Genomic DNA, 11,365 nt, shown 5'->3' on the forward strand with positions numbered 1-11,365 from the left:
ACGAATTGTAATTTATAGAAAGACGTAAATAATTACTGGAAAAATTTCCTGATAGTAGAGTTTCTATTCCTTTAATTGTTATCAACTGCTTTTCGAGAACCTCTATATTGTTATGTAAGTAAAAGGGGATTAAATAAATTTAGGGTGTAGTTAGACATGCGCTAGAAAATCCTTTTTGTAAATGGCTAGCTAATAATTGATTTTCATAATGTAACAAGCGTTTATGTGCGATTTCAAATGATACATTAAAGGTCTTTGCAATCAGGTAAATTGCTTCCATTCTTGTGCTAGGGAAATCTATTTTTCTTAACATAAAAGTTGGTACACAAAATTGCAACATGAAATTTTGTGCTTTTGCTTCTTGGTAATCTATAAAAGTTTTCGGTATATGTAGTTGATTACCTGCATGAAATAGAATATGACAAAGTTCATGTCCAAAATCTTCCCATTGATGGTGAAATGATTTTCGACTATCAATAATAATACTTGGTAAATCATTTCTGTATATAGCACGACTTCCGAAAGGCGCAAAATGTAACCAAACATTTAATTTTTCGGAAATCCTTACCATATCTATCTCTTCAGGTAAAAAAATAGAAACTGATTGATATAATTTTTTGATGGAATCTTCAATTTGTGTTGTGTAGTAAGGCTTTGTTTTATGCATATTATATCACTCCATAGATAAAATACGAACGTAAGTTCTAATTATATCAAAAAAAGAAAAGTCTTTTCCAGACTTTTCTTTTTTTGATATTTAAACAAATTGAATTTTGTTTAAGAGACACATAACTCATGTGTGTTTAATTTTGTAAGATACTCATTTAAGGTTTTTCGAGAAAAGATGGTGTAAACATCATAGGAAGTTATTAGTTTCCAAGTGATAAGTAAATCATCTTTATAAATTAGTTCTTCAACGGTTTTGGTTAAACCCTCAACATAACTAGTTGTGATATTAACAGTCAGGTACCCGTTTGTACCTGTTTGATAAGATACATCGAGTAGTTTTCCACCTTTTTTGATATTGCTAGCTATTAAATCAAGATAGTACATACCTTGATAAATAAGGCTCCTTTCTGTATTACATTGTATCATTTCGGATTCCTCCTAGTACTATTTTTGACCGTATTGGCTAAAGTAGTAGTCTAATTTTTCTAAGAAACGTTTTTTTGCAACTGCAAAATCTTCAGGTAAATATGAGCTGAAATGTTTTTTTGTTGTACTATATAATCCTTGTTTAAAGTTTCTTACAATATATCCTATATTATTTATACGGTCATTATCAATACTATTTTCTTTCTCGTGTAGCTCAAATCCTTCTTTTTCTAGAACGGATGTTCTGAAAAAAGAATCCAATTTTGAGTGCATCCATGTTGTAAAATCTTTACGAATTGTTTCGGATAATATTAATTTTTGGTATTCATCAAATGATCTATTATGTTGTTCTTGAGTTGTTGATTCTAGATTTTGAATAAGAAGATTTGCTTGATCTTTATCAATTAAACCCTCACGTTCCATATCATTTATTTTCTCAATTTTTTCTTGTAGTAGTTGCTGTTCTTCAATAATCAAATTATAGGTAGCATGTTTAAATTGTTCATATCCATTTGTTGTAAATGAATCTTGTGCACCTAATCCGTTAGATGAATATGAACTTACCGATCCAATTTGGACAGTAATAGGATTTGGGTCTAAATCAGCCGAATGAATTTTTCCGAGTACTGGTTCTTTTTCTATAAAACCTATTTCATCAAAGGCAAAAGATAATTGTTGTGAAATTTCTTCAACTTGTTTTTTAAATTTTTTACCATATTCTTCTTGTGATTTGTAGTAATACCACAGTTTTTCAAGTCCAAGTTCCTGATGATACACGACATTACAGAAATTATTTACAGTATTGTGTTCTTGTCCATGAATTCTTCTTAAGCCACGACCTATAGCTTGTGCGTAAGGAGAAAGTGTTTTAAATGGTCTGAAAATAGACACTATAGAAATATTAGGATTATCGTAGCCTTCGCCTAACATTTGGATACTCACCATAACGTCATATTGGCCATTTGCAAAATCATTTAAGCGAATTTCTATTTGTTCTGGAGATAATCTACTACTTACATAAGTGCATGAAAGGCCACAATCTTCAAACCAATTTGTAACTAATTGAGCGTGTTCATCATTACATGTAATTGCTAAAACTTGATGTTTTGGATAGCTTTTTCTTTTTAGCTCTAAAATCTCTTTTGTGTGATTAATTACTTGTTTAGAGCATGCTTCATCCATTGCAATTGTTCTATTAACCCAGTCATTTCCTAGTTTTCTTTTAGCTTCTTCTAATGAGTAATTCTGACCACTTTTCGGATCATGAAAGTTTAATTTCCCAGGTATTCCTTCGGCTTTTACAACATTTTTTAGTAAACCATCTTCAATCGCTTCAGCTAAAGTATATTCAAAAATTGGATCATATTCATGAGTAGAGATTTTTAAATTATCACTACGGAAGGGTGTAGCAGTTAGTTTAATAATTTTTGATGCGTTAAAATAATCTAAAGTTTTTTGCCACATATCAGCTGCAGCATGATGTGCTTCGTCGATAATAATCATGTCAAAAAAATTAGAATCTACTAACTCTTTTAAATTAACGTCTTCACTACTACCAATAATCTTATGGATATTGGTAATTACAATATCTGAAAGGTTTAATTTTCTTAGGGTTTGTTGTTTAGCTTCTTCATCTTTACTGTTAAACCCTTGATATAAGTAACTTTTTGGGAATTTACTTCTATCAAGAATAACTTTTCTTTTATACCAAAATGTATCTTCTGGATTTGTAATTGAGTCAAATTCTTTAAATACGGTTTTTCGGACAATTTTCCCAGGAGTGATAATTAAAACTCGTCCGTTACTTAATCCAAAAGGTAGCATCGCCATAACACCAGTTTTTCCAGAGCCAGTAGGCATTACAATTAAGCTTTCCCTATATTTGAAATCTGAGAACTCTTCATAATGTGAAATAGCTGCTTGATAAGCATCGATTTGTGGTGAATAAAGATTGGGATTCCCTTGAATTAATGGTTTTGTCGTTTGAAAAATGCTCATTTATTTCATCCTTTCTTTTGGTAAAGTGTAATGATTTTATATTAAGAATTTACAAAAAATTAATCAGAGAAATAGATTATAGATAGAATAATAAATAGAAAACTAAAATTATGTAGTTCAGGGATTATTAACCATGATAATGCAAATAAAAAAACGCAATAAGCGTAGGGGTTACTAGATTAAAAAGAAAATAAATTGATGTATTTATATAGATGATGAATTTAGAAGTAGAATTGCAAATTAAGTTGTAAATTATTTATTACAACTTAATTTGAAATTCATTAACTATAGTCAATGAATTGCGCAAAAAATACGCATTTACTATATACCCTATTCAATTAACGCTGTTTATCCCCAATTTTACGATTTTTTTCTTTATCTTTAATAAAATCCCAAAATAGTTTAAGTTCTTCCTGTTTTTCAGGAGAAGCATCTTTAATATCTTTGAACCATATGCCTAGCTCAGGGTCTAATAGGGGGTTATAGGTATCAATGTCTTTTTGAGTAACATTTCTACCTAAAAGATAGTCAGTTGAAACCTCAAAGAAATCTGCAAACTTATTTAAAGTATCATAATCAGGTTTTCTGTTCCCATTTTCATAACCTGATATTGTCGATTCAGCAAGATTTAATTTCTGACCTAACTCTTTCATAGTTAGGTTATTTTTTTTTCTTAATTTGCGTAAGTTCTCTCCAATCATAGGAATCCTCCTATTCATCTTCTAAGTTTAATTATACTTTGCAAAGTGCAAAAATTGAAATGAATTGGTAAAAACTTTGCAAAACGCGTTGACACTTTGCGATATGCGTAGTATATTTTTGGTAACAACACAAAATGCAAAGTTTAAGGCGGTGATAATGAAATGGGTGGTCCAAAAGAAATCCGTATAGAATTAGGGATCAGTATTGAAGAAGCTGCAAGGAATTTGGGTATTTCAGGCGGTTATCTATCACAAATTGAAAATGGACAGCGGCAAATTAGTACAGAGAGAGCTGATCAAATAGCCAAGCTATACGGGAAGAGAAAAGAAGATATTTTTTTACCTACTCGCTATTCAGTTTGCAAAGTTTTGAGGTGATAAAGATTTAAGTATTGGTACATTAATAAAAAAAGATCTGATTCATGAAAGAGGGTGAGAAAATGCCATCAACTAACATGGCAGTACCAACAGAATCGTCGCATAAACATATAAAAAGCACTTCAAGAGGTGACACCATGAGCCAACAAGAAGAATATGCGGCGACTTATGAATTTGGAAAAACGAAAGTTCATGTTGTGGCTCCTGAGCCAAAATCACAAAAGGATATTGATAAAATCCGTCAAGCATATTATAAGGCTGGTTGGGCCATCATCAAAGAAATACAAGTGAAAGAAAACATTGAGGAATAGTTCCTCTCTTTTTACATGAAAAATAGACAAGTTACATATGTACTAAATACATTGTAACCATTTGAAAACTAAATATGGAGGCGAACAGATATGGGAACAAGCATATACTGCAATTCAGCAATAGGGAAATTATTACAGAATGCTAGAGAATGTTGTGATAATGTTCAGCTGAAAACGAAGAAAGGGTTATCTAAGTACCTTGGTATTACACATGAACGATTAACACGTATTGAATCTGGACTTTCTAAACCAGAATTTGAGCTTGCGATGGATTGGTGCCATGCAACAGGAGCAAAGTTAAATCAACAAGCGATTAAACATATTTATGGTGTTGGATTACCGCCTACAGATCCACGTTTAACTCAAGATGTAAATCTACAATTGATGAACTACATAAAGCAAGCTGAAGAGGGGATTGCGGCAGCGAAGGAAATTATGAACTTACAAGTTGCAACCAGGTCATGGAAGGTGGATGAAAAGAAGAAACATGAATACACAGTTCATGCAAAAGAAATCTTCGATACAATCCAAGCTACGCAATGTGTAGTACAAGCTCTTGAACAAGTACACTTTGGCATTATGGAACAAATACAAAGAAGTTGGTTGCAAAAGGCTATGGCGGAGAACGTTATTATTCAATCGGTGGATAGCTTAATGACTTTAACAAAGGTGCTGTAAAGGAGGAAGAAAAATGACAGTAGATTATAAGAAACCAAGTTTAAGAGAATATAAGGAACTAATACGCTATGATGCAAAGCTAAATGGTGAAATTAAAATAGCAGAATTACTTAATGAGGATTCAAAATCAGTTGAGTTAAAACAAGAGAAGAAATTGTTGGGGATTCGAATCAAAATTATTGAAGCGTCATTTATTTTGAAACATAAATGGGCAAAAGAAAAAGCTACCGCCTAGACAACAGTAGCTGACAATATATTTTACAAGATAATTATATCATTATATTAATTTTTTGGGTGAATTAATGAACTTGTAGTTTCTACCATTAAATTTAAAGTGTACCAAAATAATAGATTTTTAATATTTTTATAAAAAATAGAAAAGTAATGTGCTTGTCGTTATGACCAGAAAGGAGATGTAATTCATGAACGATAAATACGATTGTCTTCATGATCTAGTTCTTCCGGGAGACTTTTCGTTTGCGGATAAACTTCATAACTGTATGGTTGCATGTGTTCATAACATGTTTAATGCAGAATCAACTGAAGAATCAAATCGCTGGGAAGAAGAAATGGAGCGATGTATGAAAGAATTTAAAATGCTTCGTGATACAAAAGAAGAACATGAGGCTTCGATGAGCTATCGTGTAGTGATTAAGGATTTAAGAACAAGAGGAGTTAACGCCTCATTAGTGACACGTAGAAAATAAAAAAGCTATCACTTGGCAGAGTGATAGATAAATGGCCTTGCAAAAAGATCTTAGGATTAATTATATCAAATTAGCATTCGTATAACAATGGGGTGTGTTGCATGCTTTTAGACAAGTCATTACATAGAGTGTTGTTGAATTCTAAAGTGTTTCAACAAGCAACATCAGAGCAACACCTAATTTACTTAGTAAAACAATATCTCAAAACAGGATACAAGAATTATCGCTTATTACGTGTAGAGGACGGATTCGCGATATGTAAACGGGAGGATGAATAATATGGCAGTTTATAGACCAGTACACGTTTCATTTTGGCAGGATTCATTTGTTTTAGATCTTACACCGGAGGAGAAGTATTTCTACTTATATTTGATGACAAACAGTAAGACGTCTCAATCAGGAATCTATGAGCTTCCACTTCGTATTATTGAAACTGATACAGGATACAATCGTGAAACGGTTATGAAGCTATTAGAGCGTTTTGCTGAGTACGGAAAAATTAATTACAACCAAAAAACAAAAGAGCTGTTCTTAATAAACTGGTTAAAATTTAATCCAATTAAAAATGTAAACATTGAAAAGTGCGTCTTAAAAGAGATTCAATCTGTGAAGGACCAGGATTTCTTAGTTGATTTCTATGAAACATGTTTGCAATTAGAGCGTGAACAAGATTTCAAAATCCCTCGTATTAAGGAGTATTTATCAGTCCGTTTGGAGGGGCTTATAAGGGGCTTCCAAGACCCTAGCAAGGAAGAAGAAAAAGAAAAAGAAGAAGAAAAAGAACAACAACAAGAAAAACGCGCAGGCGCGGAAGAAGTTGTTGAGGTTAATCCGATTTCTTTTTACGAACAAAACTTCGGACTGATTACACCTTTTATTGCAGATGGTATTCATGCATGGGTAGATGATTTAAATGCAGAGCTTGTTGTAAAAGCTATGGAAATCGCTTTAGAGAAAAATACAAGAAACATGAATTACGTAAATACAATTTTAAGAGATTGGCATCTTAAGGGATTGAAAACAATAATGGACGTTGAGGCAGCTGATAAAGCATTTCGTACTCAGCGATTAACAAAAGCACAGCAACAGACACAAGCACCTTATCAACAAAAAGGCTTATCGGAAGCTACTAAAAACGTAATACAGCAGCAACAAGCATGGGAGCAGAACATTGCAACAGAAGAAGAACTTGCAGTACTTAACCAACAGAATGCGTGGTTGGCACAATGAGCAACGATATGATTCGTAACGTAGAAGCTGAACAAAGTGTTTTAGGTAGCATTATCCAAGAAGGTGATTTAATTAAAGATTGTCAGCTAAAGGTAAAACAGTTTTCTTCACCTACGCACCAAGTGATTTTTAAGACGATGAGAGAATTAGAGGATGCCGAGGTTCCGATAGATCTTGTTGCTCTCATGGGGAAATTTGAAGACAGTTTTATGAATCAAATTGGTGGTATTGCGTTCTTTGTAAACTTAACTGAAGTTGTTCCAACGACGAAAAACTTTTCGTATCACGAAGGTTTAATTATCGAAGCTTGGAAAATGAGACATGCTCAAGAGGTTGCTGGTAATTTATATAATCGTCTTCAGCAAGAAAGAGATATGAGCGCTATTAGTACTTCGATTGATGAGTTAAGCGCCATTGAGGAAACAGGTTATTCAGATGAATTTAATTTAAAGGAAACCCTAGTTGATTTGTATAAGAACATGCAAATCGATGTAGGAGATTTAACCGGTATACCAACTGGTTATGACGACTTGAACAGAATGACAGCAGGATTACAAGAAGGCGATTTAATTATTGTTGGTGCCCGGCCTTCAATGGGGAAAACAGCATTTGTATTAAACGTCGCTTTTCATGCAGCAAGTGCCCATACAGCAACAGGAATCTTTTCACTAGAGATGGGAGAAGAGCAGTTGCTTAAACGTATGATTTCAAGTACCGGAAATATAGATGCTACGAAATTAAAAAATCCTAAGAAGCTATGTAATTTAAAGGATTGGGAAAAGATTAGTCAAGCTATGGGATTAATTAATGATTTGCCATTAGAAATTTACGATAAAGCAAATGTAACAATGCAAGAGATTTACGCAAAGGCTAGGAAACTAAAACGTAAGTACCCTGATAAAAAGGTGTTAATCGCAATTGATTATTTGCAGCTTATTGTGGGAGATTCAAAGCATAGAGGGAACCGCATGCAAGAGATTGGTGAGATTAGCCGTAAGTTAAAACTGATGGCCAGAGAATTAAATATATGTGTAGTTGCATTATCACAGTTAAGTCGTGCTGTAGAAAGTAGGCAAGATAAGAGACCTTTGCTATCAGATTTACGTGAGAATGGTCAAATTGAGCAAGATGCAGATTTAATAGCATTCTTATACCGTGAAGATTACTATGACCGCGAGACAGAAAATAAAAATATAGCGGAAATTATTTTAGCGAAACAGAGGAATGGCCCAGTTGGTGTTGTAGAACTAGCATTCATTAAAGAATTTAGTAAGTTTGTAAATTTAGAGAGAAAGTTCATTCAACAACAGGAGGCTTGATTATGTTGTTACGTCAGGAAGTAGAACGTAGAAAACTAGTAATCATTCGTAAACTATTGGGATTAGGATTAGCTGAAATTAACGGACAAACATTAGATCAACTAACGTTAACGCAGCTTGAAGGAATCTTAATTGCAAGCTTGCAGGTATTGGAGGGGAAAAACAATGCCGAAGCAATTAACAATTTTTGACGTGGAATCAGTTGTATCTTTTGATCCTAGGAAAGCTCATATTCACCGAATGAATTCAAAATTACGGTATGCAGATGTGATTGTGCAAATACCACGTCAAGCCAAAGCGATTGATGAATTAAAACCAACGACAGCGCCTGATGAACGTTACGAATTATTTGAGGATTATACAATTGGGATTTGGCGTTATAAGCGAGTGGAGGATAAAAAGTTTGATTGGGAAGAAGCAGAAGAAATGTGTAAGCGAGCACGGGATGAAAAAAAGCCGATTCCAATACGGCTCCATCTATCACTTGAACAATCATTTGTTCCAGAAAATGTTGTCCAATATCTATAGACAAATAAAAAAAGCTGAGATCACTCTCAACTTACTTCGACAAAGTAATTATAACATATGGGAGTGATCTTGGTGGCAATTCGAAAAGAAAATCTTGTAGAAATGACAGCTGAAATAGATTTGAAAATAAACGGAATATATGTTGTTAAAAATGGTCAGGTCCAACTAATAGAACCACCTCAAGGTGGATTTGGCGAACAATCATTTGTATATCAAAGTGGAAAAGTAATTCGTATGGAAGAACGGAAAACACAGTTACTTTAATAAAATTTGAATTTTGTAGAAAAAGGGGAATGAGCGATGGCTAGAAAACAAAAGGATAAAATCGTGCGGGTTCAATTCGAAAAAGGACATGTAATGATGTTCGGTAATTCATATAAACCTTGGGAAATGCAGTTTGATGAATACTTATGGTTATTAAAACAAGAAGGAAAACTTACTGATGTTGAACAAGTAACGGTTGCTGATAGTGAATGGATATCGTTTGGCGGGCTGAAATGGTGCAAAGAAGAAAGATTTCAACATTTGTTAAATCATGAGGGCTGTCAATCAGATGAGCCAGACAATCAGAATTCAAGACAATATAAAGATATGAAATTCTATTCTGATCAAAAGGTAACAAATAAGGTACTCAAAGCAGTCGGAAACTATAAAAACAATATTTATTAATTTTGAACAAAAGCGTTATTTTATAAAAAAGAACAGCTAACAAAAGCTAGCTTCTCAATTGATTAAACGTAGAAAATTTTGTATTTACATTTTCTTAGTGGAGTGTGTAACTCCTACTGTTAATTAAATTGGATCAGGGGGATATCTTACAGCAGAAAACCCACGATTTCTGACTTGAGCAGATGTTATAGTTTCACTAATATTCCCTATATTCGCTACAATACGATAATGAACCGGATCTACTGGTAATATTGGGTCTGTTGGATGATCTACCCATGTAAATGTGGAGTTAAAAGAGTATATCATATCTATATTAGCGCCTACTTCGTATTTTCCGGATACAAGTGTATCTGCTAGCAATACATCATTACGAAATAACTGATACGTAATGGCATCCACATTAAAGGATGTACTTTCATCTACTCCTATTTGAACAAGAAGTTCTGTACCGATTGTCGCGTTTAATAGGACTTTGTCACCTTTATTTTCTATAGGGACAAAGACCTCCATAATTAGAATGTTATTTGTATTTGGTGGAAGATCTATAGAATCAGGTTCTGGTGTAAGGGGAGTGAAAAATAGGGTCGGTCCAGTCGGCCCAGTCGGCCCAGTCGGTCCAGTCGGTCCAGTCGGCCCAGTTGGCCCAGTCGGTCCGGTAGCACCAGTCGGAAATCGGAATGGTGGGATGGGGGGAAGTGTTGGTCCAATCGAACTAGGGTTTACTGCAGCGGAAGATAAAAATTCGTCCATTATATTTTCACCTCTAAAAAATTCGTATTACTAATAGTAAATGTAGAAATCAAACAAAGTGAAATGGACAAGCGATTGTATTTATGAAATTTAACAAAATAGTTATTTTATAACTCAAAATAAAAGAACCCGTTTGTTATAAACGGATTCTTCACACAAGGTCTGCAAGAAATTCAAGGTGACTGGACGAGAGTACTCTATGGAATTCCTTGCAATAATAATGTATTCAAAAGGATCAAAAAGGTTAATGGAAATTAAACAAAATCCTTATTAGAAAATTAAAGAGCGCCTTGAGAGGAAGGCGCTCTGACCAAAACTAATGTTGAAAAAGGATACCCAAGATATTGTATGTATGTTTTTTAGATAGGTGAATTTTTATAACAAAATCGTTATTTTAATTAAAAGAGCAGCTAGCAAAAGCTAACTGCTTGTTAAAAAAGAATCCACTCTAGGTTATTTACTGCCAGAGTTTCAAGAAATAAATGATTAAATTAATTTAATTTTTCAATTACAATCGAAGCATTTATATTTGTTTGTGTTCCACCTGCTAAAGTCTGCAAAGTAACCGCAGCAGCGGAAGTATGATTATTAAGGGTAATAATATCACCTGCAGCTAAAGCGAGGATTGTTTGGCCGTTGTTTGGTTGAGTCCCTGCACCTGATCCATAAACTGCGCTGGTAACCGGAGCACCATTTAAAAAAAGTGTGAATTGATTAGGCTCAACTCCTGATACAGAAAAAGAAATTTTATAATCTCCTGCATTAAGAACCATTAATTGAGAAGTTCCCAGCGTATGAGTAAAACCAGATGTCATTCTACCATGTGAATTAAAAAGAATAGGTGCTTCTAAGGCAACAACTTGAGCTGCTGTATTGAAAACATAAGCATAATGAGATAACCCGGATACTGTAAGTCCGGTAGGTCCAGTAGGCCCCGGAGGTCCAACAGTTCCTGGCAATCCGGTAGGTCCAGTAGGTCCTGGAGGTCCACCAGAAGGTCC

The 11,365-nt window shown here is 33.8% G+C and carries 17 protein-coding genes; 11 read left to right on the plus strand and 6 right to left on the minus strand.

Annotated elements, in window-relative coordinates; translation table 11 throughout:
• Window positions 1-139: 139 nt before the first annotated feature.
• From JDS98_RS18255 to JDS98_RS18270, 4 genes are all read right to left on the minus strand, one after another.
• Window positions 140-667: an ImmA/IrrE family metallo-endopeptidase gene (locus tag JDS98_RS18255; RefSeq protein ID WP_199634176.1), complete on the minus strand. Its 528-nt coding sequence runs from the start codon at window positions 665-667 to the stop codon at window positions 140-142.
• 110 nt (window positions 668-777) lie between these two features.
• A complete protein-coding gene (locus tag JDS98_RS18260) occupies window positions 778-1,095 on the minus strand; it encodes a hypothetical protein (protein WP_199634177.1) in 318 nt (105 codons plus the stop codon).
• Between the two features lie 18 nt (window positions 1,096-1,113).
• Entirely contained in the window at window positions 1,114-3,093 is a 1,980-nt protein-coding gene (locus JDS98_RS18265; protein WP_199634178.1) for a DEAD/DEAH box helicase, read from the minus strand.
• Between the two features lie 338 nt (window positions 3,094-3,431).
• Window positions 3,432-3,794 carry a helix-turn-helix domain-containing protein gene (locus tag JDS98_RS18270; RefSeq protein ID WP_097872869.1) on the minus strand — a complete coding sequence of 121 codons (363 nt, stop codon included), beginning with the start codon at window positions 3,792-3,794 and terminating at the stop codon, window positions 3,432-3,434.
• Between the two features lie 162 nt (window positions 3,795-3,956).
• Between JDS98_RS18270 and JDS98_RS18275 the strand changes: the two genes are divergently transcribed.
• The 11 genes from JDS98_RS18275 (at window position 3,957) to JDS98_RS18325 (ending at window position 9,614) form a co-directional block, all read left to right on the plus strand.
• Window positions 3,957-4,172 (plus strand): helix-turn-helix transcriptional regulator, encoded by a 216-nt coding sequence (locus JDS98_RS18275; protein ID WP_097920329.1) that lies wholly within the window; start codon window positions 3,957-3,959, stop codon window positions 4,170-4,172.
• A gap of 62 nt (window positions 4,173-4,234) precedes the next feature.
• Window positions 4,235-4,483: a hypothetical protein gene (locus JDS98_RS18280; RefSeq protein ID WP_088608183.1), complete on the plus strand. Its 249-nt coding sequence runs from the start codon at window positions 4,235-4,237 to the stop codon at window positions 4,481-4,483.
• A gap of 90 nt (window positions 4,484-4,573) precedes the next feature.
• Window positions 4,574-5,161 (plus strand): sporulation sigma factor-processing peptidase, encoded by a 588-nt coding sequence (locus JDS98_RS18285; RefSeq protein WP_199634179.1) that lies wholly within the window; start codon window positions 4,574-4,576, stop codon window positions 5,159-5,161.
• Window positions 5,162-5,174: 13 nt separating this feature from the next.
• Window positions 5,175-5,396 carry an RNA polymerase subunit sigma gene (locus JDS98_RS18290; RefSeq protein WP_098297074.1) on the plus strand — a complete coding sequence of 74 codons (222 nt, stop codon included), beginning with the start codon at window positions 5,175-5,177 and terminating at the stop codon, window positions 5,394-5,396.
• Window positions 5,397-5,583: 187 nt separating this feature from the next.
• The gene (locus JDS98_RS18295) at window positions 5,584-5,868 is read left to right on the plus strand and encodes a hypothetical protein (protein WP_199634180.1); all 285 of its coding nucleotides are present in this window, start codon (window positions 5,584-5,586) and stop codon (window positions 5,866-5,868) included.
• Window positions 5,869-6,147: 279 nt separating this feature from the next.
• The gene (locus JDS98_RS18300) at window positions 6,148-7,098 is read left to right on the plus strand and encodes a DnaD domain-containing protein (RefSeq protein ID WP_199634181.1); all 951 of its coding nucleotides are present in this window, start codon (window positions 6,148-6,150) and stop codon (window positions 7,096-7,098) included.
• The gene (gene dnaB / locus JDS98_RS18305; RefSeq protein ID WP_199634182.1) at window positions 7,095-8,417 is read left to right on the plus strand and encodes a replicative DNA helicase; all 1,323 of its coding nucleotides are present in this window, start codon (window positions 7,095-7,097) and stop codon (window positions 8,415-8,417) included. The genes JDS98_RS18300 and dnaB overlap by 4 nt, the downstream gene beginning before the upstream one ends.
• 2 nt (window positions 8,418-8,419) lie before the next feature.
• On the plus strand, window positions 8,420-8,608 hold the full coding sequence (locus JDS98_RS18310) for a hypothetical protein (RefSeq protein WP_199634183.1): 189 nt from the start codon (window positions 8,420-8,422) through the stop codon (window positions 8,606-8,608).
• Complete coding sequence (locus tag JDS98_RS18315; RefSeq protein ID WP_199634184.1) at window positions 8,583-8,945, plus strand: cell division protein SepF; 363 nt, start codon at window positions 8,583-8,585, stop codon at window positions 8,943-8,945. The genes JDS98_RS18310 and JDS98_RS18315 overlap by 26 nt, the downstream gene beginning before the upstream one ends.
• A 72-nt stretch (window positions 8,946-9,017) precedes the next feature.
• Entirely contained in the window at window positions 9,018-9,209 is a 192-nt protein-coding gene (locus JDS98_RS18320) for a DUF3954 domain-containing protein (protein WP_374191406.1), read from the plus strand.
• Between the two features lie 36 nt (window positions 9,210-9,245).
• Entirely contained in the window at window positions 9,246-9,614 is a 369-nt protein-coding gene (locus JDS98_RS18325) for a spore protein H (protein ID WP_199634186.1), read from the plus strand.
• A 123-nt stretch (window positions 9,615-9,737) separates the two neighbouring features.
• On the opposite strand, the gene JDS98_RS18330 is transcribed toward JDS98_RS18325, so the two are convergent.
• Both JDS98_RS18330 and JDS98_RS18335 read right to left on the minus strand, forming a co-directional pair.
• Window positions 9,738-10,364 (minus strand): exosporium leader peptide-containing protein, encoded by a 627-nt coding sequence (locus JDS98_RS18330; protein WP_199634187.1) that lies wholly within the window; start codon window positions 10,362-10,364, stop codon window positions 9,738-9,740.
• A gap of 491 nt (window positions 10,365-10,855) precedes the next feature.
• A partial coding sequence (locus tag JDS98_RS18335) for a BclA C-terminal domain-containing protein (protein ID WP_472926319.1) occupies window positions 10,856-11,365 on the minus strand: 510 nt, incomplete at its 5' end.

Origin of the sequence: Bacillus cereus group sp. N11, from assembly GCF_016483605.1 — a bacterium.
In the GTDB taxonomy this organism is placed as follows: Bacteria; Bacillota; Bacilli; order Bacillales; family Bacillaceae_G; genus Bacillus_A; species Bacillus_A toyonensis.

What these genes read in the sequence shown, in the direction of transcription:
- JDS98_RS18290 (WP_098297074.1), top strand. Translation starts at nt 5,175, where the DNA reads ATGACAGTAGATTATAAGAAACCAAGTTTAAGAGAATATAAGGAACTA.
- JDS98_RS18325 (WP_199634186.1), top strand. Translation starts at nt 9,246, where the DNA reads ATGGCTAGAAAACAAAAGGATAAAATCGTGCGGGTTCAATTCGAAAAA.
- JDS98_RS18300 (WP_199634181.1), top strand. Translation starts at nt 6,148, where the DNA reads ATGGCAGTTTATAGACCAGTACACGTTTCATTTTGGCAGGATTCATTT.
- JDS98_RS18260 (WP_199634177.1), bottom strand. Translation starts at nt 1,095, where the DNA reads ATGATACAATGTAATACAGAAAGGAGCCTTATTTATCAAGGTATGTAC.
- JDS98_RS18310 (WP_199634183.1), top strand. Translation starts at nt 8,420, where the DNA reads ATGTTGTTACGTCAGGAAGTAGAACGTAGAAAACTAGTAATCATTCGT.
- JDS98_RS18315 (WP_199634184.1), top strand. Translation starts at nt 8,583, where the DNA reads ATGCCGAAGCAATTAACAATTTTTGACGTGGAATCAGTTGTATCTTTT.
- JDS98_RS18280 (WP_088608183.1), top strand. Translation starts at nt 4,235, where the DNA reads ATGCCATCAACTAACATGGCAGTACCAACAGAATCGTCGCATAAACAT.
- JDS98_RS18265 (WP_199634178.1), bottom strand. Translation starts at nt 3,093, where the DNA reads ATGAGCATTTTTCAAACGACAAAACCATTAATTCAAGGGAATCCCAAT.
- JDS98_RS18255 (WP_199634176.1), bottom strand. Translation starts at nt 667, where the DNA reads ATGCATAAAACAAAGCCTTACTACACAACACAAATTGAAGATTCCATC.
- JDS98_RS18275 (WP_097920329.1), top strand. Translation starts at nt 3,957, where the DNA reads ATGGGTGGTCCAAAAGAAATCCGTATAGAATTAGGGATCAGTATTGAA.
- dnaB (WP_199634182.1), top strand. Translation starts at nt 7,095, where the DNA reads ATGAGCAACGATATGATTCGTAACGTAGAAGCTGAACAAAGTGTTTTA.
- JDS98_RS18330 (WP_199634187.1), bottom strand. Translation starts at nt 10,364, where the DNA reads ATGGACGAATTTTTATCTTCCGCTGCAGTAAACCCTAGTTCGATTGGA.
- JDS98_RS18270 (WP_097872869.1), bottom strand. Translation starts at nt 3,794, where the DNA reads ATGATTGGAGAGAACTTACGCAAATTAAGAAAAAAAAATAACCTAACT.
- JDS98_RS18285 (WP_199634179.1), top strand. Translation starts at nt 4,574, where the DNA reads ATGGGAACAAGCATATACTGCAATTCAGCAATAGGGAAATTATTACAG.
- JDS98_RS18295 (WP_199634180.1), top strand. Translation starts at nt 5,584, where the DNA reads ATGAACGATAAATACGATTGTCTTCATGATCTAGTTCTTCCGGGAGAC.